We start from the raw sequence: 23,829 nt of genomic DNA on the forward strand, positions 1-23,829 counted from the left end.
ACTTTTTTTCATCAAGTGTTTCAACCGTAACATACCATAGTCCGTACGGGATTCGAACCCGTGTTACCGCCGTGAAAAGGCGGTGTCTTAACCCCTTGACCAACGGACCAGAGTTGTTGTTTTCAACTCTTACTATTATACCGACTTTTTCAGACTTGTCAACACCTTTTTTAAACTTTTTTTATTAATTTTACAACAGCTTCCGTTCTAGCTGTATGTGGGAACATATCGACCGACTGGATATAATGAAGATCATAGACTTCTACTAAGCGTACCAAATCACGAGCCAAGGTCGAAACATTACAAGAAATATAAACCATTTTTTCTGGTACATAAGTAAGAATAGTATCTAATAACTTATCATCCAGACCTGTACGTGGTGGGTCCACAATCAGAGCATCTGCTCGGTAGCCTTCCTTGTACCAACGAGGAATAATCTCTTCTGCCGTTCCAGCTTCATAATGAGTATTGTCAAATCCCATTCTTTTAGCATTTCGCTTGGCATCTTCAATGGCTTCTGGAATAATATCCATACCTCTTAGTGTTTTAACTTTCTTTGCAAAGGCAAATCCAATCGTTCCAACTCCACAATAAGCATCAATCAAATGGTCTTCTTTATTTACATCCAAGGCTTTTGTCGCCTCGTTATAAAGGACTTCTGTTTGTTCAGGATTTAGTTGATAGAATGCTCGAGGGGATAGTGAAAATTCATAATCGAGTGCACCTTCTTGAATACTCTCTTCTCCCCAGATAATCTCTGTCTTTTCACCATAAATCTCACTGGTTTTAGCTGTATTTGTATTAACAGCTACTGTCACAACCTCTGGAAAATCTTTAATTAAATCATTTACTAGTTGGGTTAAATTAAGCTGACGATTTGTCACAATAATAATCTGAACCTGTCCAGTCTTTCTTGCTCGTCTGACCATAATAGTACGGACACCTAGAACTTTTCTCTCATCCGTGATTGGAATTTGGTGAAAAGTAAGTAATTCCGCTAGACGATTAGCAATCACTTGGGTTTCCTTGTCTTGTACCAGGCAGTCTTTCAACTCTACTAAATAGTGAGAATTTTGTGCATATAAGCCCGCCTTGACCTGATTCTTAAATTTTCGAGTCTGAAATTGTAACTTAGCACGGTAGTACTTTGGTTCCTGCATTCCAATAGTTGGACGAATTTCATAGTTTTCATATCCTGCAGGAGCAAATTTTTTCAGCGCTTGATGAAGTAAGTCCGTCTTGAACTCCAGCTGCTTATCATAATGCAGGTGCATGATTTGGCAGCCTCCGCATTCATTATAAATAGTACAAGCTGGCACAACTCGGAATTTAGACTTCTTGTTGACCTTCAGTAATTTTGCCTCTACAAAGTTACGTTTAATAGAAATAATCTGACAATAGATATCTTCACCTTTGAGAGCTCCAGGTACAAAGACTAATGTTTTTTGATAAAAGCCGATTCCCTCACCATTAATTCCCATGCGCTTGATTTTTAATGGTATTTTTTGTTTCACTTTCAGATTCATACCCCTATCTTATCACATTTTGAGTTATAATAGAACTATGAAAATCACAAAACTTGAAAAGAAAAAAAGACTCTATCTGATGGAGCTTGATAATGGCGATAAATGCTACATCACCGAAGATACAATTGTTCGTTTTATGTTATCAAGAGATAAGGTGATAAGCGAAGAGGAATTAAAAGAGATTCAGGACTTTGCTCAATTTTCTTATGGTAAGAATCTGGCCCTCTACCATTTATCCTTTAAAGCACGCACTGAAAAAGAGGTCAGAGAATATCTAAAAAAATACGATATTGATGAAAACATAGTTTCTCAAGTCATTGCTAATCTTAAAGAAGATAAGTGGATCAATGATAGCCAATACGCTTATGCTAGCATCAATGCCAATCAACTTTCAGGAGACAAGGGGCCTTATGTACTGACTCAGAAACTAGCACAAAAGGGAATTTCAAAATCTACTATAGAAGAGAACTTGAAAGAATTTGATTTTTCTGAAGTTGCTCAACGTGTAGCTAATAAACTATTGAAAAAATATGAGGGAAAACTTCCAGCTCGTGCCTTGCAAGATAAGATAATCCAAAACTTGACTAACAAGGGCTTTTCCTATTCTGATGCTAAAAGTGCCTTTGACCAGTTGGATAGTCAAGTTGACCAAGAAACGACTCAGGAACTCATCTTCAAAGAGCTTGATAAGCAATATACTAAGTATGCTCGAAAGTATGAAGGATACGAACTGAAGCAGCGTTTAACTCAAGTTTTAGCACGAAAGGGCTACGATTTTTCGGATATAGCAAGCGCTCTCAGAGAATATCTTTAATATTTCCAAATGAAATTCACAGATTTTAGGTAATTTTATGGTATAATAATAAATGATAAACTTATAAATTGTAGAAAGTTGGTTAGTTATGAAGCTTCCAAAAGAAGGCGACTTTATTACAATTCAAAGTTATAAGCATGATGGGAGTCTCCACCGAACTTGGCGGGACACCATGGTACTAAAAACAACAGAAAACGCCATTATTGGTGTCAACGATCATACACTTGTTACCGAAAGTGATGGTCGTCGTTGGGTCACTCGAGAACCGGCTATTGTTTACTTTCACAAGAAATATTGGTTTAATATCATTGCCATGATTCGTGATAATGGAACTTCTTACTATTGCAATATGGCTAGCCCCTACTATCTGGATGAAGAAGCACTGAAGTATATTGATTACGATTTGGATGTTAAAATTTTTACAGATGGGGAAAAACGTCTCTTGGACGTTGAAGAGTACGAGCGTCACAAACGCAAAATGAATTATTCTGATGACTTGGACTATATTTTAAAAGAACATGTCAAAATTCTTGTTGATTGGATTAATAATGGACGTGGTCCTTTCTCAGAAGCCTATGTAAACATTTGGTACAAGCGCTATGTAGAACTAAAGAATCGGTAAAGTTGTCAAACTGGGGTTAAGACCCCGGTTTTTTTATTTTAAAAACCCAGCTTTGCAGCTGGGCTTATCCTTATATATCTAATTTCGTAACAGTAAATTTGATATGGGAATAGTCTTTTTCAACATCCTTATCCAGTAAGAAAGCCGTGGCGTCCTTCTTAACCTGAACCAAATCAATATTTTGAGCCTGGGCTGCATAGACGCATCCACAATAACATTGACGGTAGATGTCATACTCTTCACACATCTCTACCGAACGTTTGTAGCCTTGATTTTTCTTGAAATCACTTGGAAGATAGTGAGTGGTATAAATTTTTTGCACATCGATTCCGATGCTGTTAATGGTTTGAGAATTCTTATGAGGACTGATGGTCAAGGCTGAGCCAAAATAGTCAAAACCTAAATCCATAGCCACTTGCGCTGTTTTATCCAGGCGGTAGTCAAAGCAAACCTTACAACGGTCACCACCTTCAGGCTCTTCTTCCAAACCTCGAACCAGTTTACGATATTCGTTAGGTTCATAAGGAGCTTCTAGGTATTGAACGTTATTGCCAGTTCGCTCATTGAAATCACTGACAAATTTTTGAGTGACGTAAGCCCGCTTGTGGTATTCTGGCTTGGGATGGATATTAGAATTGGCAAAATAAATGGTCACGTCTGCATACTTAGTCAAATATTCTAGAGTATAGGTACTGCAAGGGGCACAGCAAACATGCATGAGAATAGTTGGACGTTGCTCATTTTTCTCCCATACTTGTACCATCTTCTGCATGACACGGTCATAATTAATCTTCTGATTGGGGTTCATCTTGCTCAGAATTTCTTCTACATCAATCATGTTCTTCTCCTTTTTCTAGTCTTATTTTATCATATAAGTTAGGAGAGCTCAAATCTATTTAGAAGTGAATAGCATAAAAAGGAGGGTTAGTAATTCCCTCCTTTTGTGTTTTTTATAAGTTGTTTTCTATAGAAAGCTTACATCATGCCGCCCATCATGCTTGGATCCATTGCCGGAGCCGGAGCTACTGGTTCTGGTTTATTGGCTACGACTGCTTCTGTTGTCAAAATCAAGCTGGCTACAGATGCTGCATTTTGTAGAGCTGAACGACTCACTTTAACTGGGTCGATAATCCCTTGATCAATCATGTTGACCCATTCGCCAGTTGCTGCGTTGAAGCCTGTTCCAACTTCAGCATTTTTCAAGCGATCGATAACAATAGATCCTTCAAATCCTGCATTGTGTGCGATCTGACGAACAGGTTCTTCCAAAGCACGGAGAACAATATTGCGGCCCGTTGCTTCGTCTCCTGTCAATTCCAAGGCAGCAACAGCTGGAATGACATTTACAAGAGCAGTTCCACCACCAGCAACGATTCCTTCTTCAACGGCTGCACGAGTAGCGTTGAGGGCATCTTCAATGCGGAGTTTCATTTCTTTCAACTCAGTTTCAGTTGCAGCTCCGACCTTGATGACCGCTACACCACCTGACAATTTCGCCAAGCGTTCTTGCAATTTTTCACGGTCAAATTCAGAAGTTGTGGTTTCGATTTGAGACTTGATAACTGCAACACGGTGGGAAATAGCTTCAGGATTTCCAGCACCTTCTACGATAACAGTGCTATCTTTGTCCACAGTTACTCTCGCTGCTTGACCAAGAGCTTCAATTGTAGCATCTTTCAACTCAAGACCAAGGTCTTCTGTGATAACTGTTCCGCCTGTTAAGATGGCTATATCTTCAAGCATGGCTTTGCGACGGTCACCGAAGCCAGGTGCCTTGACAGCTACTACGTTGAAGGTTCCACGAATCTTGTTCAAAACAAGAGTTGGAAGAGCTTCGCCATCAACATCATCCGCAATAATCAAGAGTGGACGATTGCTTTGGAGAATGCTTTCTAGGAGGGGCAAGATTTCTTGGATATTTGAAATCTTCTTATCGGTAATCAAAATGTACGGATTTTCAAGGTCAGCAACCATTTTTTCGCTATCTGTCACCATGTACTGTGAAAGATAACCACGGTCAAACTGCATACCTTCTACAACTTCAAGTTCTGTTTCCATACCACGTGACTCTTCGATGGTGATGACACCGTCTTTACCAACTTTTTCCATGGCTTCAGAAATGTACTCGCCTACTTTTTCAGAACGAGAAGATACGGCTGCAACCTGAGCAATAGCTTCTTTATTGGCAACTGGGATGGCGTTGTTTTTCAAGGCTTCTACTGCTGCGGCAACTGCTGTTTCAATCCCACGACGAATTCCGATTGGATTGGCACCTGCTGTGACGTTTTTGATTCCTTCGCGGACAATTGCTTGGGTCAAGACTGTTGCAGTTGTCGTTCCGTCACCTGCGATATCATTGGTTTTTGAAGCTACTTCTGATACCAATTTGGCACCCATATTTTCAAAATGGTCTTCTAATTCGATTTCTTTGGCAATGGTCACACCGTCATTGGTAATCAAAGGTGAACCGAATGATTTTTCAAGAACGACATTACGACCTTTTGGTCCCAAGGTTACTTTAACAGTGTCTGCAAGGATATCGACACCACGGACCATAGCTGAACGAGCGTCAGATGAAAATTTAATTTCTTTTGACATACTTACTTTCTCCTTCTATTCTTCAATGATTGCCAAGATGTTAGCTTCGCCTACGATGATGTACTTTTCATCGCCGTCTTTGACATCGAGACCTGCGTGAGCTTCAACTAAGACACGGTCTCCAGGATTAACACTTGGAGCCACCAAGTCACCGTTCAAGGTACGAACACCTTGTCCAGTAGCTACAACTTGAGCTGTTTTGGTTTTTTCTTGGGCTGAGCCTGCGAGGACAAAACCTCCAACAGTTTGTTCTTTTTCTTCGATTTTCAAGACCACACGGTCTCCTAATGGTTTCAACATCTGTTTTCCTCCATGATGAACTACATATTATTAGCACTCTTTATATCTGAGTGCTAATTCATAGTTCTATTGTATCACTTGGTCAGAAATAGTCAAGAAAAAAGTCTGACTTTCTGAGGATGAATAGATAAATTCTTTATCCTAATTTTGCACTTTAATAATGTAGAATTTTAACCAACATGATTTATGGAATTAGCATTTTCATTAATTCTTTTATAAAAAATACCGAAACTCTAAATCCTTATATTACGCATATATAAAAAACAACGATTATAAACCGTTGCTTTTTTACATACTATTAATATTTCAATCCTGGATTGAAAAATCCTAAGGCTACTCCTGCAAGTGCAATAACTACCAGTAATAGCATCACCCAATTTGGAGAAACTTTCTTTTTAGCCATCAGCCACCAACATAGAACAATAAAACCTGCTGTCAAAAGACCTGGATAAACACCATCAATCTTTTCTTGTAAGTTTAAAAATGTTTCTCCATCTCCATTTTTCAGCTCTAGCGCCGTAGTGACAGATACCCAAGTTGCTGCAACAGCTCCTATGACCATACCACCAACAACACTAATTGATTTTCTTAGCGCCTGACCTTTAGGACCTACTAAAAATTCTACTGCTTTATCTCCAAGTTCATATCCTTTAAAATAAGCAAAACGCATTCCAAGATAGACTAATAGATTCCATGCAATAATATAGAATATTGCACCAGAAATATTTCCTCCTTTAGAAAGACCTAGTGCTATCCCCAAAAGAACAGGAATTAATGTTCCTACAATAAGTGAATCTCCAATACCTGCAATAGGCCCCATTAGACCAGCTCGCATTCCATTAATGGTTTCACTATCTACGGCATCTCCATTTGCACGCGCTTCTTCCAAACCAGCTGTTATCCCAACTACTAGAGAACCCAACTGCGGCTCAGTATTAAAGAATGCTGTGTATGTTTGCATAGCTTCTTTTTGCTCTTCCTTAGTATCATACATTTCTTCTACAATTGGAAGCATAGAAGTTAAATATCCAAAAGTTTGCATATGTTCTTGAGAAAAACATGTCAGATGTCCATAGAACCAGTGGTGAAATGATTTTGTCAATGTTTTTCTTGATATTTTTTTTCGACTCATTCTAAATATCCTCCTCTTCATCAAATCCCATATCACTGACAACTGCTGTCGTACGGGCAGATTTAATAACTTCTAATTCATAATAAATTACTGCAAAAATTAATGACACAACACCACTTGCTACTAAGTTCAAGCCTAAAGATTTTGCTAACGTGAACCCGACAAAGAAAGGAATAAAGTCTGTTGTTTTTGTAACAATTTGTTTCAAAAGTATTGCAATACCCACACATGGAAGGAGTGCTCCTACAGTAAATAGAGACTTCATTACAAAACCATCCATCGGAAGATATACTTTCATAAGATCAACCATATCTGGTCCAAATTTTGTAATAATCATTGTTGGTAAGAAAGAAAAGATAAAATGTGAAATCCAAGGATATACCCAATCAACAGCATATAACTTCTTAAAATCACCTTTCTCTACAGCTCTCCATCCAATGTGTTGCCAAAACAAATTCATAGTAGCTGTACCATAGAATAAAACAGTTCCAATTGTTCCAACCGCGGCTCCAATTGGCGCTGCTGCTGCTGCAATCGCTACTTCACCTGAAATATTATTTGCATGAACAAATAGGATAGATAACGGAATTCCGATATAAGAAATTGCCCGTACATCGGCAGATACAGTTCCACCAGGTGTCACTAAGGCAATATATAATACCTGCAAAGCCACACCAACGATTACCCCTGTTGTTATATCTCCTAATATTAAACCTACAATTAAACCACCAACTAATGGACGCCCCAAAGTATAGTTACCAATACTGGATCCCCCCATACCTGGCATCGATGCTAAACTTGCAAACAATCCTAAAAGAGCTGCTTGAATCCAAGAAATTTCCATCATTTTGTCTCCTTATTTCATTATTAAAATCCAAATTTTGATTTAAAATCACTCCAATAGCCAATAGATACATCTGGTAATAATTGGAATCTAACTTTATATCCTGCTTTTTCAATTGCTTCTAGTGCAACTGCTTCCTCTTGAGTAATTGATTGATTATTTCCCAACTTGATAGCACCTGGTCTATCGTTAGCAGGTCCTACAATAATCTCTTTAACATCTCCTGGAATAAAGCCCTGGTCTACTAAAATTTCTTTCATATCAATTGGATTCTTAGTAATCAAAAAATATCTACTATCCGATTCTGTTACTTTAGATGATTTTTCTTTAAATGCTTCCTTTGTCCAAACAAATGTTTTTTTATCTGACGCACCTTTATAGGCCTGAATTAAAACCTTATTGGATGCAGCAGCATCATTTACTGCAATTAATCCATCACATGGATGTTCTTTTGCCCATCTAGTGACTGTTTGTCCATGAATCATTCTATCGTCAATTCGTACAAATGTTACTACCATAATTTTTTATCCCTTTCCTTATATAACTAAATATCGTCTTCTTCATTAAGATTATCATCCGATCCGACTTCAAATTCCTGTAGAGCTGAGGATGATTCGTTTAATATCGTAGAAACAAGTTCACTTCCAGTCAGAATGTCTTTCATCACCACTGCTGTAAGTGCCATTGTTAAGTTCATGCCTCCCAAAATAGTTGCATTCTCTAATTTTCCAAATTCTTCTAATACTGTTGCAACAGTTGTTAAAGGACTTCCCCCAACAATGTCTGCTAAAACAAGAACAGAATCATTTTCATCCAGAGACGCAATAACATTCTTGACCTCTACAGAAAAATCTGCAAGACTTTCCCCATCTTTTAAGCCAATTGCTATGACATCATCTACCTTATCCGAAGCAAACATAGAAAGAGATGATTTCAATCCCTCTGCGAGTCCTCCATGACTGACTAATATCAAATACTTCATATTCCCCTCCTTTTATTGATTTCATTCTATCATCCTTATCTTCACTTTATAATTGTTAAATGTCACAAAAGTTTATTGATAAATGTCAATAAAAAAATGACAAATGTCAATAAAGACATCTGCCATGTTCATATTATTTAAGAAAAAATAATCTCGACATCTATTTAAGGGTTCCTATATCTAGTTCTTTTTGTAACTTAATAAGACTACCTTCAATATCCGTGTTATTTTCATCCATAGATAATGCTTCTAATCTTTCTTCTATTCCAACCAATGATTTTGAATCTATTCCTTTTAAAATAGTTGTAATTGAATTTTTCATTATATAATCCAATGAAGTAGTCGTTAAGGCATTTTGACCAATCATTCCTTTCTTCATCAACTCTTCACTCTTCAAACTAGTTACTACCTCTGGTAATACTGAGCTTCCTTGACCCTTATTAAATAAATTTTGTTGAATTTCACGATTAATTGTTAAAAATTCTATAAACGATACGGCAAGGTTTGAATTGCGAGAACGCGAAGAAACCACGTATAAGGAAGTATCTGTTACAGTCGAACGAATGTCTTCCTTAGTCGTTGGCAACGAAATACATGTCCAGTTAAAATTTGTATATTTGGCCACATGATAAGGAAAAGGTTTATATGTACGATATTGTGCCAAACTCATTGGATAAAAGGCCACATGTCCTTCATCAAAATCTTTATAGGTTACTTTGTAGCGTCCGTTTAATTGATTCAATCCCCTTATATAGGATAAAGCATCCTTCATTTCTGACGAATCTATACGAGGAATCCCACTCTCAGAAATAGTAACACCAAAGGCTGCTAGAGATTCTTTCCAACTATATCCTGTTATCCCAAATTGATCAACGATTCCATCTCCATCGGTATCTTTTGTAATTTTTTTACTAATCTCATATAGATCTTTCAGTGTCCACCCTACTTTAGGAATTTCAATGCCCTCTCTTAAAAGTAAATCTTGATTTACACACATCAACATGGGATTGCTTTCATATGGAAAACCGTATAAATCATCTCCGTATTTTGCTGCCTGCAAAGATACATCATAGAAATTAGAGGCATCTTCTTGAGACAGATAGGAATTTAGGTTTTTTAAAATACCTTTTGATGCAAATAAAGATAATTGGTCGCTTGATAATAGAAATACATCCGGTTCAGAACCTTTTAAAATTTGACTTGAAATCCAATTAGAATACTCCTCCTTAGGAATACCTGAATCATATACAATTTTAACCCCTGGATGAAGCTCTTCAAATTTCTTAATAGCCTCATCTAGTACATAGCTGTTATTCCCTGTAGGAATTCCCCAACTAGAATCAGAATAAAAACCCAGTCTAATAATCTTTATCTGCTTGTTTTCCCAAATAAGAAATAAACTCAAGCAACTTAGCACAAACAGTATCGCTAGAAACAATTGCTTTACTTTCATTTATCCATTTCCTTCGAAAAATTCTTTTGTGTCACACCTGTTTGTACAGCCCATATGGCTAACTGTGTCCTATCTCTCAAATTTAGTTTTGAAAGAATGATAGAAAGGTAATTGCGCACTGTTCCCTCGGATAAAAAAAGATTACTGGCAATTTCCTTATTTGATTCTCCAAATGCCACTTGCTGAATAATTTTCCATTCTGTCAGTGATATATTTTCAATATTCTCTTCCTTCACAGTAATAGAAAAATTGGTCTGTGCCATCTGCGAGAACAATTGAAATACCTTACTAGCTATATTAGGATTAATCATAGCTCCACCTTTATACACTGTCTGAATGGCTTGATATAACTCGTCGGTTGAAACTCCTTTTAATAAATAGCCAGATGCACCATATTTTAAAGCACTAAAAATGAATTCGTCGTCATCAAATGTTGTTAAGATTATAATTTTTATATTTGGAAAACGTTTTTTGATTTCTTTTGTAGTCAATACTCCGTCCATTCTGGGCATTCTAATGTCCATTAAAATTATATCCGGTTTTACAGTCATAATGTTATCCATAGCTTCGATACCGTCACCAACGACGGATACAACATCAATATCAGCATATACTGATAAAATGATCTGCAAAGACTCTCTAATTAACGCCTGATCATCTGCAATCATTACCTTTATCATATACTTCACCTCCTATTTTTGGAAAAACTATTTTAGTGTAAAATCCTTCCCTATTTTCAAAATGAATAGAACCACCTAAAATAGAAACTCGCTCTCTCATTTGTTTCAAGCCATACCCAATTTGTAAGTCGTCAAAACCTATTCCATTATCGTGCAAAACTATTATGTTGTTATCCTCACTCATAAAGCGAATGCTCATTTTACTAGCATGTCCGTGACGAACAGAATTTGTCATAGATTCTTGTATAATCCTAAAAATAGTATCTTCCTGCATAACATCTAAATCAATATTCCCCCATTCATATTTTAGATCGACAGAGAGTTTTGATAGAGACTCATACTCACTAATCATTAATATTAGAGCATCTTTTAAACCATTATTTTGCAAAGCTCCTGGTCTCAGTCTCTGTAATGATCCCCTAACATCTTTTATCCCCTCTCTAACTGCATTTGAAACATTTTTCAACTGTTCTTTAGCACGGATAGGATGAACATCAATTAGTACAGAAACAGCATCAATCCCTGCTGAAATTCCTGTCAATGCATGCCCTAGAGTATCATGAATTTCTCGAGCAATTCTTTTCCTTTCTCGATCTTCAGCGATTTTCTCTGATAACGATATGTAATGATTCAATTCAATGTTGACTCTAGATAACATTTTAAGCTCTTCTTCAATATTATGATGTTCTTTAATCACGTATAGGATATAAGACAATAAAGAGATGATGAAAATAATAACATTTAATGATGTCAATGCATTTTCTAAAAATAACACTATACCTCGTATGGAAGATGGATAAAATTGGATATAGGTAGCTAGAGATGGAACTTTTATAAATAGAGACAAGATTTCATAGTCTGTTAAAAGTAACATTAAAAAACTCAAGAAAATAAAAATAATCCAAGAACGTTTACTATCAGAGTCTTGAAACTCTCTTGAACTATAGAATATATCAGCAAAAACTAATAATATTATTCCATTGTATGACAGATTTTGTGACCATATAACACCAATCATTAATACTATTTCAAACAAATTCCATTTTGAAAAAATTGGCCATTTTTTCTCAGTTGAGTACATTTTATAGGTAGATATAAAAATAATACCGACAAAAAAAATAATTGAGTACCAAAAAATCTGGTCAGGTGATTTTGAAATGTTATTTAAATCACCCAATAAGAGTGTCATCTGCCCCTTTGAAATTACATAGTTTGTAATCTGTATATACAAAGCTCCATTGTATATAATGGTTAGAAAATTAATTAATAAAAGCGAAATTATAGAATACTGGACACCTTTTACCTGTTTCATTACTGCCACCCATTAATATCAAACTGAATTATATTATTTTTATCAACAAATTGTACAGGTATAGTATATAATTCTTCAACTTCTTCTTTTTTTACTAATAAATCTATTGTTTCCGATACTTTTCTACCCATATGAGATGGAAATTGAGCAACCGTTCCCGTAACTTCATCTGTTGTAGCTAATAAATGCTTCATATCTGGTGAACCATCTATTCCGTAAATAAGTTTTTTTGAAGTTACTTTCAATTCTTTAATTGCTGCTAAAGCTCCTATAGCTGCTCTATCATTTAAAGCCACTATAGCATCAAATTGTAAACCTTCAGATAAGGCATCACCTACAGTAGTCATAGCATACTCTGTTTGACCAACCGTTTCTCTTTCTGAGATAATTTGATAATGTTCTTCTGATTTTATTGTATCCAAAAAACCAGTTATTCTCTGATTAGCTGATAAAGCATCTTTGTGCGTTAACAAAAGAATATGAGCATTTGAGGTACGTTTCATCAAATCCTTGGCAATTAATATCCCAGCATGGTAATTATCAGAAACTATACTCGTATCAACTTTTATATTATTCAACTGACTATCTACTGCTATAACTCTAATTCCAAAATTCTTTGCCCTACTTAACGCTTCTACAATTTGCTCGCTATCACTCTTAACCGGATTAATAACAATAACATTCACTCGCTTCTCTATAAACTCATCAATTTGTTTACTCTGTTTTTCTTCACTCATCTCTGCGTCCCGAGTATACAATATCTGACCTTCTGAATCAGAATAGCGTTGAATCTCATTATGTAAATGTCTATAAAATTCACTATTCATCGTCATATAAGTCGCTCCAACTTTTATTTGTCCCGGAATAGGATCTGTCTGACTCACATGAGTATAAATCGCAAAAACAAATACGACTACTGTACAAAATATAATTTTGACGATTGTTCTTGTATATTCTCTACTCATTCCAACCTCCAAAAAGTTTCAACTAGTTCATTGTAACACATTTAGACATTATAAAAAAGCCTGAAAGCAACTCAGACTTTTCAATGTTTAAAATGGCAATTCTTCCTCTTCCAAAACCAAGTCTGCCAAATCCTGCCCTGCGTTATTTTCTCGCATGGCACGTTGGGCACGACTTTCCAAGAGTTGGAATCCAGTAACAAGTACTTCGGTCACGTAGTTCATCTGGCCATTTTTCTCAAAACGACGGGTACGTAATTCTCCATCAACGGAAATGAGACTGCCTTTAGTTGCATAGCTGGCCAATGTTTCTGCTAGTCTACCCCATAGGATCATATTGACAAAATCAGCTTCACGTTCACCGTTTTGGTCTTTGTAACGACGGTTCACAGCGATAGTTGCTCGCGCTACTGACTTGTCATTGTTGGTTTTGTGCAATTCAGGTGTAGACGTCAAGCGTCCGATTAAGATAACTTTATTATACATATTTTCTTCCTCCTACTTATCTATTCGTAGGAAATCAAAAAAAGTTACAGAAATTTGTAACTTTTCGAGAAAATTTTTTATTTTTTATGAACCATGAAACCTGTCGCCTGTTGATTTGCCATAATGGTCATATCTGTAATCTGCACACGACGAGGTTGACTGGTCACATAGACTACTGTGCCTGCGATATCCTGAGCTTGCAAGGCTTCTATTCCTTTGTAGACCGTCGCAGCTCGTTCTTTATCACCATGAAAACGCACTGTAGAAAAATCTGTTTCGACAATTCCAGGCTGAATGGTTGTCACCTTGATATCCGTTGCGATGGTATCAATTCGCAGACCATCTGAAAAGGTCTTAACTGCTGCCTTGGTGGCCGAATAAACTGCTGCACCTGCATAGGCATAAATTCCTGCGGTTGAGCCCATATTGATGATATGTCCTTGATTGGCTTTTACCATTGCTGGCAAGAAAGAGCGAGTGACTGCCATCAAACCTTTGACATTGGTATCCAGCATGGTCAACATATCCAACTCTTCATAATCCTGATAAGGTGCTAAACCTAGAGCCAGTCCGGCATTGTTGACCAGAATATCAATCTGACCTATCGTTTCTAGAATATCAGAGCAGACAGTCTTTACCATGGCCATATCCATGACATCTAGGGGAAAAGTCCAGACGGTTTGATTTGGAAAGCTTACTGCAAACTCCGACTTGAGGGCTTTCAATCTGTCTGTCCGTCGACCTGTTAGAACGACATTCTCACCCTGCTCCAAATAAGCACGCGCAATCGCTTCACCAATTCCTGATGTCGCTCCTGTAATCACAACATTTTTTGCCATCTCATTTCCTTCTAGCTGGTCTATCAGATATTAACAACTTCTTAGGCAGTCCAGTGTTTGGCTGGGTCAAATGGAGTTCCGACAACTTGGTCTTCTGACAATTCAAGCACCCCTCGTTTTTGCGGAGCATTTGGCAGATGCAATTCACGAGGACTGCACATCATACCAAAACTCTTTTCACCACGAAGTTCGCCTGGGAAAATAAGATTGCCTTTTGGCATCATAGCTCCAGGAAGAGCTACAATTGTTTTCAATCCAACACGCGCATTGGGTGCCCCTGCAACGATTTGCACTGTCTTGTCACTTGCGACTGCAACTTGGCAGATGTTAAGGTGGTCACTATCTGGATGAACTACCATCTCGACAATTTCACCAACAACAAACTTAGGTTCCTTGTCATTGACAATTTCTTCTTTAAAACCTTCCGCCTGCAATTCTTGGTTCAAACGTGCTACTTGCTCATCTGATAAAAAGACCCGACCTCGCTCTGCAATTTCAAACAAACTTGAAACTTCAAAAATATTCCAAGCTACTGTTTCTCCATTATCTTTGAGGAAAACACGAGCTACCTTGCCTTTGCGCTCCACATCCAGTTTGGCATCTCCACTGTTTTTCACGATGACCATAAGGACATCACCGACATGTTCTTTGTTATATGTAAAAATCATTGTTTCTATTTTCTCCTATTTCAGTCCTGCTAAAAAGTCGTTAATTTGTTGCTTACTTTTACGGTCGCGATTGACAAAACGGCCGATTTCCTTGTCCTTTTCCAAAACAACAAGGCTAGGAATTCCGTAAACATCCCAGAGTTTGGCCAAATCCATATACTGGTCTCGGTCCACACGAATAAAGGTGAACTCTGGATTGGTCTCCTCAATTTCTGGCAAGGCAGGATAGATGTAACGACAATCACCGCACCAATCTGCTACAAAAAGAAAGACCTTCTTGCCATCTTTTTCTACTAAAGATGCTAATTCTTCTAAACTTGCTGGTTGTATCATAAGACTTCCTCCTCATAGACTAGGTCTTCATTTTCATAGACAAAGGTATAATGACGGCCATCCTCAAAAATGACGCCACCAACCAAGCTCTCCAGACTGCTTTCATAGACTTGAACATAGAGGGTCGCAATTTCTCCCATGTCTGAAAAATGGTCTCGCACAATCTCTGTCAACTCTTCCTGAGTCTTCATGAGCTTATGGTCATCTGCAACTTTTTTCGTAGCAAGGGCAAGGCTCCCAATACCAAGCAGAGCCAGACCTGCCATCCACATTTTTTTAGCTTTCATACCATTCATTTTAACACAAAAAACGCTTCAGGACAAATTAGGAAGCAGCAGAAAGGCAAGTAAAAATCCCCTTCCTTAAAGGAAAAGGACTTCTTATACTCAATGAAAATCAAAGAGCAAACTAGGAAGCTAGCCGCAGGTTGCTCAAAACAGTGTTTTGAGGTTGTGGATGAAGCTGACGTGGTTTGAAGAGATTTTCGAAGAGTATTATTCTTATTGCCAGGCACCTGAGTTGCCAACGTAGTAACCATCAGGCGTGTAGGTATTGCGAAGCATCTTACCTGATGAAGCTAGATAATACCACTTACCATTGTCTTTGACCCAATCATTCGCAATCATGGCACCAGAAGAACTTACATAATACCAGTCTCCCTTATCATAAACCCAAGCGCTTGCTTTCATATCTCCTGAAGTTGATAAATAGTACCACTTGCCTTGGTCGTAAAGCCAATCACCAGCAATCATAGCTCCTGATGATTTAAAGGCATACCAGTTGCCACCTTGATATAGCCAAGTTTGATTGAACATGACTCCTTTATCATTCATAAAGTACCAAGTTCCCTTGTCATAAACCCAATCCTTCTGTACTAATTGACCTTGTTTTTGATAGTACCAGTTTTGGTTTGATTCTAGCCAACTTTCTGCTTTTACAATCGGATAAAGTTCTTTGAAAGCTCCTCCATCATATTTATGACTGATAGACTTTAGTTTTTCAAGTTTCAACTCGCCATTGTCATAGTCTGTCCAAGCAAAGACTTTTTGACCATTGACAGTCTCTGGTAAGGTAGCAGTGTAAGTCTTGGTCTGATAATCCCATTTAGCATCGAGGTAAGTGTATTGATTATTTGATTCTTCAATACGATAGTAACCTCTCTTTCCACTATCATTATGAATATCATCCACAACTTTCGTTGACCAGGTCTTCACTTCGTTTCCGCTCTTAGCCTCGACCTTGATATCTCCTCTATAGCCATATGGAACATAGAAATTCAGGTAACGCCCTTCTATACCAATCATAGACTTGTCCTTTTCTTGACCTAGAAAATTGACTGTCTGATCTTGACCATCGAGACTAACCGTCCACTCGATTTTCTCGGTTTTTGGCAAATCCAAGACTTTGATATCCACTTCATGGCCATTGTTGAATCGAAGAATCTTGCCATCTTGATACTGTACTCCACACTTAACAACCCATTCTTCTTTAAGCTCAAATGCCTGCCCTGAATGAGGAAAAGCCAGTAAAGCTAAACCTGCTAGAGACAAACCAAATAATGTGATTTTTTTCATCGTAGATCCTCCTTAGGATTTTTTATGTTAATTATATCACTATGTTTTTATTTTGCAACTCATATCCTAAATATGCAAGCAAAAAACCTCTGAGATTGTTCTCAAAGGTTATAATCTAGCTAATTGCTGTTCTCAACCGCTGCAGTAATAAAGGCAGTGTAGAGTTCTTCTGGACGATTTGGACGGCTTGAAAGTTCAGGGTGATACTGACAAGCTACAAAGAATTTATTTTCAGGGATTTCCACGATTTCTACCAAACGATTGTCTGGAGAAACACCTGAGAAGACAAAGCCTGCTGCCTCAAACTGCTCACGGAAGGCATTGTTAAACTCATAACGGTGACGGTGACGGCGTTGCACCACTTCTTGATTATGATAAGCAGCTGCTGCCTTAGAGCCACGTTTCAACTTAGACGGATAAAGCCCCAAGCGAAGGGTTCCCCCCATATCCTCAACATCAATCTGATCACGCATGATATCAATGATAGGGTATTTTGTTTCTGGTGCAAGTTCTGCAGAATTGGCACCTTCGAGTCCTAAAACGTGACGAGCAAACTCGATACAAGTCAACTGCATTCCCAAGCAGACACCCAACATAGGAACATCATTTTCACGCGCATAGCGGATAGCTTGGATTTTCCCTTCCGTACCACGTTGACCGAAACCACCTGGCACGATGATTCCGTCCGCATCAGACAAAAGCTCTACCACATTCTCTGCTGTCACATCATTGGCATTGATCCAATTGATTTTAACTTCTGCGTCATTGGCATAACCAGAGTGTTTCAAGGCTTCAACCACAGAAATGTAGGCATCTTGCAACTCAACATACTTACCGACAAGGGAAATTTTAACTTGTTTCTTGAGGTTCATGACCTTGTCCACCATGGCTGACCATTCTGTCATATCCGCTACAGGTGCATCTAATTTCAAATGGTCACAGACAATTTGGTCCATACCTTGTGCCTGCAAGTTCAATGGAATTTGGTAAAGGTGTTCAACATCCAACGATTCGATAACGGCTTCTGGTGCCACATCACAGAACTGTGCTAGTTTGTTTTTAATTCCTTGACCAGCTGGCTCTTCTGTACGAATAACCAACATATTTGGTTGGATTCCCAATCCACGCAATTCTTTTACAGAGTGTTGGGTTGGTTTGGTTTTCATTTCACCAGCAGCCTTGAGGTAAGGAAGCAAGGTTGTATGGATGTACATAACATTATCCGCCCCCACATCTGCCTTCATCTGACGAAGGGCCTCTAAGAATGGCAAGGACTCGATATCTCCTACTGTTCCACCGACCTCTGTGATAATGACATCAGAGTCAGTCGTTAGAGCGGCACGCTTGATTTTTTCTTTCAAAGCATCTGTGATATGAGGAATGACTTGCACAGTTGCCCCAAGGTATTCTCCACGGCGTTCCTTACGCAGAACTTCACTGTAGATTTTACCAGTAGTCACGTTGGAATATTTGTTGAGATTGATATCGATGAAACGTTCATAGTGACCCAAGTCCAAATCTGTCTCAGCCCCGTCATCTGTCACAAAAACTTCCCCGTGCTGGTAAGGGCTCATAGTTCCCGGATCAATATTGATATAAGGGTCAAACTTTTGAATGGTTACTTTCAGACCACGATTTTTCAAGAGACGACCCAGACTTGCTGCCACAATCCCTTTCCCAATAGACGATACCACACCACCAGTTACAAAAATATATTTCGTAGACATAGATTCCTCTTTCTAAAATGCTCAAGGCCTTGTTAACTACGAGGGGACATAGAAAACAAGACCCTTATGGATAACGACATTTCCAGAAAAACTTCCTGAAAAAACAAAAATAGCTCCCTAAGAACTAGGGAGCCCCGACCTCTAAAAGAGGTGCCCGAACAATATGATACCTAAAAATAGGATAATTGTCAATAGCTAACTTTTATTCCTCGCTGGTTTCAGCGTCGTCATCTGAAAAATCGTCGTCTTCTTCGTTGAGATCCACGTCTTCACCTAAGTCATCAGGAGCGATTTCGTTGATTTCTGCATCATAAGCTTCCACTTCATTTTTCTCATCATCTGGATTTTCATCATCGTATGAAAGAGCTGGATCTGCTTCGTATGCGTCTTCGTCTTCTGGATCATCCGCATTGTAGTCAATAGCATCTGAATCGCCATCCATGAAGGCATTGACACGTTTTTTCTTAGCTTTTGGTGCTACTTCATCGTCGTCATTTTCTTCAAGAGCGATGATTTCTTCGTCGATTTCGTCCACACCATACCATGAACGAAGCCCCCATTTGTTGTCTCCAAGTGAGATGAAGCTACCGTCAAAGTTCAACTCTGTGTAGAACAAAGGCAAGGCTTCGCGGATATCGCTGTTTGATGTCCCAAGGTAGTTTTGAATTTCGTTTACAAGATCGCTAAAATGCATCTCATGGTCGCGACCACGAAGTTCCAAGATAGCACGCGCTACCTCAATCATAGATAGTTCACTTTTTTCTTGCCCAGCAAATACTTCTAATTCCAAAGCGTTTCTCCTCATTTATACTACTATCGCCAGAGTAAACAGACTCTGACCTCATTTTATCATTTACTCTTTATTTTACGATAATTTTGCAGAATAGTCAAAGGTTAAGGGGGAGAAAGTGATAGGACTTTTTATTTCTTTGCTACCCAGCCGATGGCATCGCTAGGTGGATTTTTAGTATCAATCCAGATAAATTCGATACCGATTTCACCATTTTTAAATTTGGTCAATCGAATGCCGTTGATTTCCAGCTCATTGAGTCGTTGATCTGTCAAGACTTCGCGTTCTTTCAAAATGAAAATCATACATAGAAATTTTTAAAAATTTTCTCTATCGTAAACCTGCCACTAGTTCAGAAGCTATACTAGCTGATTCCAAACGTAGTATGGTCATTTCATCTACCTTCCCTAATAATGGCATTGCACCATACCAAACAATGGTCTTGTTTACCAAAAGAATAGGCGTGACTATTTTTGATTGAGTAAAAGATACTTTAATTTTCTGGCTCTTCAACTGGTCTAGCCATGCTTTATTTGCAACCGTCTCTGGTATACATATCTCAATCTGACTCATTCTAAATTCTTTTAGAAAATTCATCAGTTTTGTCTGGTGCGCATAAGGCAAAATAAGCAGACATTCCTGTCTTTCCCCTGCCAAGTCCTCTCTCAGCACATTCTCATATCTACTATCAACATAAACGAATTGTTTCTCCTCACCCTCAATGGCACGATAATCCATCTTTCGATAAGCTACTTGTCGTTTCTGAAACATCTTTTCTAAATAAGGAACATGAATATCCACATAATCGAAAATACGTACCAAAGACTTATCCTTGTAGTTTCTATGAATCCGACCTGCATACTGAATCAAATTATTTTTCCAAGAAAAGGGTGCTGCCAAGATCAGCGTGTCCAACTGAGGCAAGTCAAAACCTTCGCCAATGTATTTTCCAGTAGACAATAAAACAAACCCTTTATCTAACTGTTCTAACGTCTCCATTAAACTTGTTCTATCTCGGACTTTGGTTTTTCCGCTAATAATATAACAGTCATCAACCTCTTTCTCTTTCAATAACTTTTCAAAGACATTTATCTGTTGAGTTCGATTGACTAGAACCAAGATATTCCGCCCTTCTGCCACTTGGGCTAGAATATCCTTGAGAATCAACTGATTCCTCACTGAGTCAGTAGCAATCCAATCACTAAGCTGTATAAAATTACTTGCTTTGGTCTTTTCAATCTCCAAATGACCAAAAGAAGTGAATCTTAATTGCAATTGCCGTTTAAAATCCGTTTCCCTCTTATCAGCAGTATGGAGTATCTCACCCATTCTCTGAAAAACAATAGGCTCATAACCATTCTTACGCTCAGGCGTAGCCGTCAAACCGTAAAGATACTTCCCTCTAAACTGAGCAACAACTTTTTCAAACATCAAGGCAGAGACATGATGACACTCATCCACAATCATCATCTCATACTCATCCAAAAGACTTTGACTATTTTCCAACTTAAATAGAGATTGAATCATAACGACATCAACCAGTTTACTCAGCCATTTCTTAGTCCCACCGTACTGCCCAACATAGCCGATTACCCTTTCACGACCTGATGGCGTATAACGGGTAGCTTCTTCCTCTTCGAAAGTCAAAAAACACTTTAGGCGATCCAGCCACTGGTCTAAGAGTTGCCTATTATGAACTAGGATAATTGTTTTGGCCTTCCTTTTAGAGATGAGAGCAGCACCTAAAACGGTCTTTCCAAAACCGGTCTCCGCATGAAGTAAACCATTTTCTTTAGAAGTCATATCTGACAGGGCTAACTCTTGCTCAAAAGTGAGTTCTCCCTTAAATTCCACTCTAATAGACCTTTGTACCTTTCTCCTATCTTCCACAACTACCTGCTCATACTCAATGAAAATCAAAGAGCAAACTAGGAAGCTAGCCGTAGGCAGTACTTGAGTACGGCAAGGCGAAGCTGACGTGGTTTAAATTTGATTTTCGAAGAGTATTAAATTTATCTTGCGATGGATATAGTAAACCTCTTGGTAGCCATAAATAATGATCGGATTCTCCAAATAAATACATTCGCTCAGGAATTTGATAGGTTGGCTGTCGCATAGCCTGCTTTAAATAAAATTCGGGATTAGAAAATGAAGCCATATTTTTCAAGAAAAACAGTGTCTTGGGTGTCACAGACGATTTTTCAAGTTGGATCATATTGGATAAGACGACCTTCAACTCCTTGTCCAATTCTTGCTTGCCTAACTCCTCTTGGATTAACAGTGCCACTTTAGCAGTTGAAACCCTCTGAATTTCTTGTAAATACCTCCATTGGTCTTTATAAGGCTGAAACTGTTCATTCACAAAGACCGTTCGCCCTTGATGATAAGCTTCTCCTTGAAAAGGAAGGGCAATCAAATTGCCAAATCCACCTTTAGGAAGAACATCCTGATTTGGAAACATGCGATCAAAAGAATCAAAGGACAGTTGCATACTTTCCTGCATTGCCAGTTCTAACAGTTTCTTTCCAAACAAGCGAGCCTCTCGACTCGGAATCGCTTCCTCAAAGAAGAACCAAATATGGAGTCCGTGACCCGAACGAGAAATCTCTAAATGGGCTTCCATCTGGCGTTCCCTGGCTATTCTTCGAATGGCTAAACCGGCTTCTTTCCAATCTCTTTCATCCAAATCCAGTACCAAAAAATAACAGCTATCATCTAAGTGCATAGGAAAGATACCGATAGCTGTCTCCCCACGAAAATGAGATTTCAAAACGGAATCCGTCAATGTCTGGAAACTTCGTTTTTCAGGTGGCAACTGCTTCCAACCATAATCATAGGATGGAAAATACTGAATTTTCCCTTGATCATTGATAAAGCTCTTAGCATAAACATCATAACGGCCAGCAAACACGGAGGTAAACAATTGTAATTTTTCTTGCGTCGTCAAGTGACTACTTTGAAGTTGGAACATCTCCTCGAACCGAGAGCGTTCCATAACAAACTGACTCTTGTCTTTAAGACGTTTACACAAGAAAAACTCACTATCCCCATTAAAAGAAGAAAAGACATCAAGTACTTCTACCACAATTCCATCCAAAGACACAAAAACAGCCATAAGAGTCCCCTCCTTGATTCCTATAGGCTGATTATAACAAGAATGTCTGAAATTGTACACGAAAATAAAATCCAAATAGCACTGAAAGTACGAGATAAATAGAGTTTAAACGAGCAATCTATAAAATTAAAAAAACACATATTATCAAGCGAAATCTTTGATGATATGCGTTTTCTTGTAGGAATATTTACTTCATTTTTTTCCTAAAATTCAATGTTTACTCAGTATTAGGATTTTTAAAGATCGAGTTCTAGATACATCTTTTCTGATGACAGATCGTTTTGACCACCGAGCAAGAGATTTTCAAAAAAAGCTGTTAAAAACTCAGGACGTCGCTGTAAAATCTTTGCATTATCTAATACCAAGGCATCACGAAAATACTTGGCATGTTGCTGAAATGGTGTATTATCAATATCAAAACCAAACTCACGAAGATATTGAATCAAAAAGACCGTTACCGTCCGAGTGTTTCCTTCGCGAAATGGATGAATTTGCCAGATTCCTGAAATAAAACGCTGGATTTGTTTAACCATATCCGCCTGGGTTAGTGTCGCATATGCAACTTGTTTTTCCTGATTAAAATCATAATCCAAGGTCATTTGAATCATGGAGTAATCAGAGTACACAACACTTTCACCATTCAAAACAGGTTCATGCTTTGTGATATTGGTCTGACGAAATTGACCTACCGGAATCGAGGGTTCAAATATATCTTGAAATAACTCCTTATGAATAGCAAGTAAAGTCGCAGGACTGAATCTAAAGCCTCTTCTAGACAAGAGTTCTACGATACGCAAAGAAACCAAGTCTGCCTCCTCCGTACTCGCATCAACGGTATGATGATAAGCCGTTGCATCCTCATAAACCTGCTCATAAGTCAGTTCTCCCCGGGACTGTTTCTCAGCCAAAGATTCCATATACTCTGATGGCACTAGATTGTCAACTTTCTGCAGACCAAAACCTATCCGCCATAAATCACGTTTCGCTTCATAAGACAAGTTTGGATTGTCAATGTTGTAAGTTGATTGCATAGAAAGATCCTTTCAATTGTTTTTCTGTGTCATAGGTAAAT

At 38.2% G+C, this 23,829-nt stretch carries 25 protein-coding genes, 1 tRNA gene and 1 pseudogene; 2 read left to right on the forward strand and 25 right to left on the reverse strand.

The features are described from left to right. Positions 1–37: 37 nt before the first annotated feature. Both HT714_RS01890 and rlmD read right to left on the reverse strand, forming a co-directional pair. Positions 38–109: transfer RNA gene (locus tag HT714_RS01890), tRNA-Glu, on the reverse strand. A 61-nt stretch (positions 110–170) separates the two neighbouring features. Then, complete coding sequence (rlmD, locus tag HT714_RS01895; RefSeq protein WP_173226169.1) at positions 171–1,526, reverse strand: 23S rRNA (uracil(1939)-C(5))-methyltransferase RlmD; 1,356 nt, start codon at positions 1,524–1,526, stop codon at positions 171–173. Between the two features lie 37 nt (positions 1,527–1,563). Between rlmD and recX the strand changes: the two genes are divergently transcribed. Both recX and HT714_RS01905 read left to right on the forward strand, forming a co-directional pair. Then, a complete protein-coding gene (gene recX / locus HT714_RS01900; protein ID WP_173226167.1) occupies positions 1,564–2,340 on the forward strand; it encodes a recombination regulator RecX in 777 nt (258 codons plus the stop codon). A gap of 88 nt (positions 2,341–2,428) precedes the next feature. Continuing rightward, on the forward strand, positions 2,429–2,962 hold the full coding sequence (locus tag HT714_RS01905) for a DUF402 domain-containing protein (RefSeq protein WP_000775321.1): 534 nt from the start codon (positions 2,429–2,431) through the stop codon (positions 2,960–2,962). A 70-nt stretch (positions 2,963–3,032) separates the two neighbouring features. On the opposite strand, the gene HT714_RS01910 is transcribed toward HT714_RS01905, so the two are convergent. From HT714_RS01910 to HT714_RS02020, 23 genes and pseudogenes are all read right to left on the reverse strand, one after another. Next, positions 3,033–3,800: an epoxyqueuosine reductase QueH gene (locus HT714_RS01910; protein ID WP_084889586.1), complete on the reverse strand. Its 768-nt coding sequence runs from the start codon at positions 3,798–3,800 to the stop codon at positions 3,033–3,035. A 137-nt stretch (positions 3,801–3,937) separates the two neighbouring features. Beyond that, on the reverse strand, positions 3,938–5,560 hold the full coding sequence (groL, locus tag HT714_RS01915; protein WP_049521660.1) for a chaperonin GroEL: 1,623 nt from the start codon (positions 5,558–5,560) through the stop codon (positions 3,938–3,940). Between the two features lie 15 nt (positions 5,561–5,575). Continuing rightward, the gene (gene groES, locus HT714_RS01920; protein WP_173226165.1) at positions 5,576–5,860 is read right to left on the reverse strand and encodes a co-chaperone GroES; all 285 of its coding nucleotides are present in this window, start codon (positions 5,858–5,860) and stop codon (positions 5,576–5,578) included. A gap of 298 nt (positions 5,861–6,158) precedes the next feature. After that, positions 6,159–7,013, reverse strand: a complete 855-nt coding sequence (locus tag HT714_RS01925; protein WP_173226163.1) for a PTS system mannose/fructose/sorbose family transporter subunit IID — start codon at positions 7,011–7,013, stop codon at positions 6,159–6,161. After that, positions 6,994–7,836, reverse strand: coding sequence for a PTS sugar transporter subunit IIC (locus HT714_RS01930; protein ID WP_173226174.1), 843 nt, complete (start codon positions 7,834–7,836; stop codon positions 6,994–6,996). Before HT714_RS01930 ends, HT714_RS01925 begins: the two co-directional genes overlap by 20 nt. Before the next feature lie 23 nt (positions 7,837–7,859). Continuing rightward, positions 7,860–8,354 carry a PTS sugar transporter subunit IIB gene (locus HT714_RS01935; RefSeq protein ID WP_020903146.1) on the reverse strand — a complete coding sequence of 165 codons (495 nt, stop codon included), beginning with the start codon at positions 8,352–8,354 and terminating at the stop codon, positions 7,860–7,862. A gap of 26 nt (positions 8,355–8,380) precedes the next feature. After that, entirely contained in the window at positions 8,381–8,818 is a 438-nt protein-coding gene (locus HT714_RS01940) for a PTS sugar transporter subunit IIA (protein WP_050243267.1), read from the reverse strand. 160 nt (positions 8,819–8,978) lie between these two features. Then, a complete protein-coding gene (locus HT714_RS01945) occupies positions 8,979–10,271 on the reverse strand; it encodes an extracellular solute-binding protein (RefSeq protein ID WP_050243268.1) in 1,293 nt (430 codons plus the stop codon). Continuing rightward, a complete protein-coding gene (locus HT714_RS01950) occupies positions 10,268–10,951 on the reverse strand; it encodes a response regulator transcription factor (protein WP_050243269.1) in 684 nt (227 codons plus the stop codon). The genes HT714_RS01945 and HT714_RS01950 overlap by 4 nt, the downstream gene beginning before the upstream one ends. Then, positions 10,926–12,263: a sensor histidine kinase gene (locus tag HT714_RS01955; RefSeq protein WP_173226160.1), complete on the reverse strand. Its 1,338-nt coding sequence runs from the start codon at positions 12,261–12,263 to the stop codon at positions 10,926–10,928. Before HT714_RS01955 ends, HT714_RS01950 begins: the two co-directional genes overlap by 26 nt. After that, on the reverse strand, positions 12,263–13,228 hold the full coding sequence (locus HT714_RS01960) for a substrate-binding domain-containing protein (protein WP_020903141.1): 966 nt from the start codon (positions 13,226–13,228) through the stop codon (positions 12,263–12,265). Before HT714_RS01960 ends, HT714_RS01955 begins: the two co-directional genes overlap by 1 nt. Positions 13,229–13,315: 87 nt before the next feature. Further along, a complete protein-coding gene (locus HT714_RS01965) occupies positions 13,316–13,711 on the reverse strand; it encodes a single-stranded DNA-binding protein (RefSeq protein WP_173226159.1) in 396 nt (131 codons plus the stop codon). Positions 13,712–13,788: 77 nt separating this feature from the next. Beyond that, on the reverse strand, positions 13,789–14,550 hold the full coding sequence (locus tag HT714_RS01970) for an SDR family NAD(P)-dependent oxidoreductase (protein WP_173226157.1): 762 nt from the start codon (positions 14,548–14,550) through the stop codon (positions 13,789–13,791). A gap of 41 nt (positions 14,551–14,591) precedes the next feature. Continuing rightward, positions 14,592–15,218: a YtpR family tRNA-binding protein gene (gene ytpR, locus HT714_RS01975; protein WP_173226155.1), complete on the reverse strand. Its 627-nt coding sequence runs from the start codon at positions 15,216–15,218 to the stop codon at positions 14,592–14,594. Positions 15,219–15,233: 15 nt separating this feature from the next. Then, positions 15,234–15,551: a thioredoxin family protein gene (locus HT714_RS01980; RefSeq protein ID WP_000615777.1), complete on the reverse strand. Its 318-nt coding sequence runs from the start codon at positions 15,549–15,551 to the stop codon at positions 15,234–15,236. Next, positions 15,548–15,847, reverse strand: coding sequence for a DUF4651 domain-containing protein (locus HT714_RS01985; protein WP_050202793.1), 300 nt, complete (start codon positions 15,845–15,847; stop codon positions 15,548–15,550). The genes HT714_RS01980 and HT714_RS01985 overlap by 4 nt, the downstream gene beginning before the upstream one ends. A gap of 204 nt (positions 15,848–16,051) precedes the next feature. Next, a complete protein-coding gene (locus HT714_RS01990; protein ID WP_173226153.1) occupies positions 16,052–17,125 on the reverse strand; it encodes an N-acetylmuramoyl-L-alanine amidase family protein in 1,074 nt (357 codons plus the stop codon). A 119-nt stretch (positions 17,126–17,244) separates the two neighbouring features. Then, a complete protein-coding gene (locus HT714_RS01995) occupies positions 17,245–18,852 on the reverse strand; it encodes a CTP synthase (protein WP_173226151.1) in 1,608 nt (535 codons plus the stop codon). Between the two features lie 202 nt (positions 18,853–19,054). Continuing rightward, positions 19,055–19,642, reverse strand: coding sequence for a DNA-directed RNA polymerase subunit delta (gene rpoE / locus HT714_RS02000; protein ID WP_173226149.1), 588 nt, complete (start codon positions 19,640–19,642; stop codon positions 19,055–19,057). Positions 19,643–19,773: 131 nt separating this feature from the next. Next, the gene (locus HT714_RS02005; protein ID WP_173251396.1) at positions 19,774–19,935 is read right to left on the reverse strand and encodes a hypothetical protein; all 162 of its coding nucleotides are present in this window, start codon (positions 19,933–19,935) and stop codon (positions 19,774–19,776) included. A 37-nt stretch (positions 19,936–19,972) separates the two neighbouring features. Then, positions 19,973–21,550: pseudogene (locus HT714_RS02010) on the reverse strand (DEAD/DEAH box helicase family protein); the annotation flags it as partial. 28 nt (positions 21,551–21,578) lie between these two features. Further along, positions 21,579–22,757: a DNA primase gene (locus tag HT714_RS02015; protein WP_240148089.1), complete on the reverse strand. Its 1,179-nt coding sequence runs from the start codon at positions 22,755–22,757 to the stop codon at positions 21,579–21,581. A 236-nt stretch (positions 22,758–22,993) separates the two neighbouring features. After that, the gene (locus HT714_RS02020; protein WP_173226147.1) at positions 22,994–23,788 is read right to left on the reverse strand and encodes a Fic/DOC family protein; all 795 of its coding nucleotides are present in this window, start codon (positions 23,786–23,788) and stop codon (positions 22,994–22,996) included. Between the last annotated feature and the right edge of the window lie 41 nt (positions 23,789–23,829).

It is taken from the genome of Streptococcus sp. 3705, assembly GCF_013277145.1.
GTDB lineage: Bacteria > Bacillota > Bacilli > Lactobacillales > Streptococcaceae > Streptococcus.

Excerpts from the sequence above, each read along its gene's own strand:
- rlmD (WP_173226169.1), bottom strand. The coding sequence starts at position 1,526 with ATGAATCTGAAAGTGAAACAAAAAATACCATTAAAAATCAAGCGCATG.
- recX (WP_173226167.1), top strand. The coding sequence starts at position 1,564 with ATGAAAATCACAAAACTTGAAAAGAAAAAAAGACTCTATCTGATGGAG.
- HT714_RS01905 (WP_000775321.1), top strand. The coding sequence starts at position 2,429 with ATGAAGCTTCCAAAAGAAGGCGACTTTATTACAATTCAAAGTTATAAG.
- HT714_RS01910 (WP_084889586.1), bottom strand. The coding sequence starts at position 3,800 with ATGATTGATGTAGAAGAAATTCTGAGCAAGATGAACCCCAATCAGAAG.
- groL (WP_049521660.1), bottom strand. The coding sequence starts at position 5,560 with ATGTCAAAAGAAATTAAATTTTCATCTGACGCTCGTTCAGCTATGGTC.
- groES (WP_173226165.1), bottom strand. The coding sequence starts at position 5,860 with ATGTTGAAACCATTAGGAGACCGTGTGGTCTTGAAAATCGAAGAAAAA.
- HT714_RS01925 (WP_173226163.1), bottom strand. The coding sequence starts at position 7,013 with ATGAAGAGGAGGATATTTAGAATGAGTCGAAAAAAAATATCAAGAAAA.
- HT714_RS01930 (WP_173226174.1), bottom strand. The coding sequence starts at position 7,836 with ATGGAAATTTCTTGGATTCAAGCAGCTCTTTTAGGATTGTTTGCAAGT.
- HT714_RS01935 (WP_020903146.1), bottom strand. The coding sequence starts at position 8,354 with ATGGTAGTAACATTTGTACGAATTGACGATAGAATGATTCATGGACAA.
- HT714_RS01940 (WP_050243267.1), bottom strand. The coding sequence starts at position 8,818 with ATGAAGTATTTGATATTAGTCAGTCATGGAGGACTCGCAGAGGGATTG.
- HT714_RS01945 (WP_050243268.1), bottom strand. The coding sequence starts at position 10,271 with ATGAAAGTAAAGCAATTGTTTCTAGCGATACTGTTTGTGCTAAGTTGC.
- HT714_RS01950 (WP_050243269.1), bottom strand. The coding sequence starts at position 10,951 with ATGATAAAGGTAATGATTGCAGATGATCAGGCGTTAATTAGAGAGTCT.
- HT714_RS01955 (WP_173226160.1), bottom strand. The coding sequence starts at position 12,263 with ATGAAACAGGTAAAAGGTGTCCAGTATTCTATAATTTCGCTTTTATTA.
- HT714_RS01960 (WP_020903141.1), bottom strand. The coding sequence starts at position 13,228 with ATGAGTAGAGAATATACAAGAACAATCGTCAAAATTATATTTTGTACA.
- HT714_RS01965 (WP_173226159.1), bottom strand. The coding sequence starts at position 13,711 with ATGTATAATAAAGTTATCTTAATCGGACGCTTGACGTCTACACCTGAA.
- HT714_RS01970 (WP_173226157.1), bottom strand. The coding sequence starts at position 14,550 with ATGGCAAAAAATGTTGTGATTACAGGAGCGACATCAGGAATTGGTGAA.
- ytpR (WP_173226155.1), bottom strand. The coding sequence starts at position 15,218 with ATGATTTTTACATATAACAAAGAACATGTCGGTGATGTCCTTATGGTC.
- HT714_RS01980 (WP_000615777.1), bottom strand. The coding sequence starts at position 15,551 with ATGATACAACCAGCAAGTTTAGAAGAATTAGCATCTTTAGTAGAAAAA.
- HT714_RS01985 (WP_050202793.1), bottom strand. The coding sequence starts at position 15,847 with ATGAATGGTATGAAAGCTAAAAAAATGTGGATGGCAGGTCTGGCTCTG.
- HT714_RS01990 (WP_173226153.1), bottom strand. The coding sequence starts at position 17,125 with ATGAAAAAAATCACATTATTTGGTTTGTCTCTAGCAGGTTTAGCTTTA.
- HT714_RS01995 (WP_173226151.1), bottom strand. The coding sequence starts at position 18,852 with ATGTCTACGAAATATATTTTTGTAACTGGTGGTGTGGTATCGTCTATT.
- HT714_RS02015 (WP_240148089.1), bottom strand. The coding sequence starts at position 22,757 with ATGGCTGTTTTTGTGTCTTTGGATGGAATTGTGGTAGAAGTACTTGAT.
- HT714_RS02020 (WP_173226147.1), bottom strand. The coding sequence starts at position 23,788 with ATGCAATCAACTTACAACATTGACAATCCAAACTTGTCTTATGAAGCG.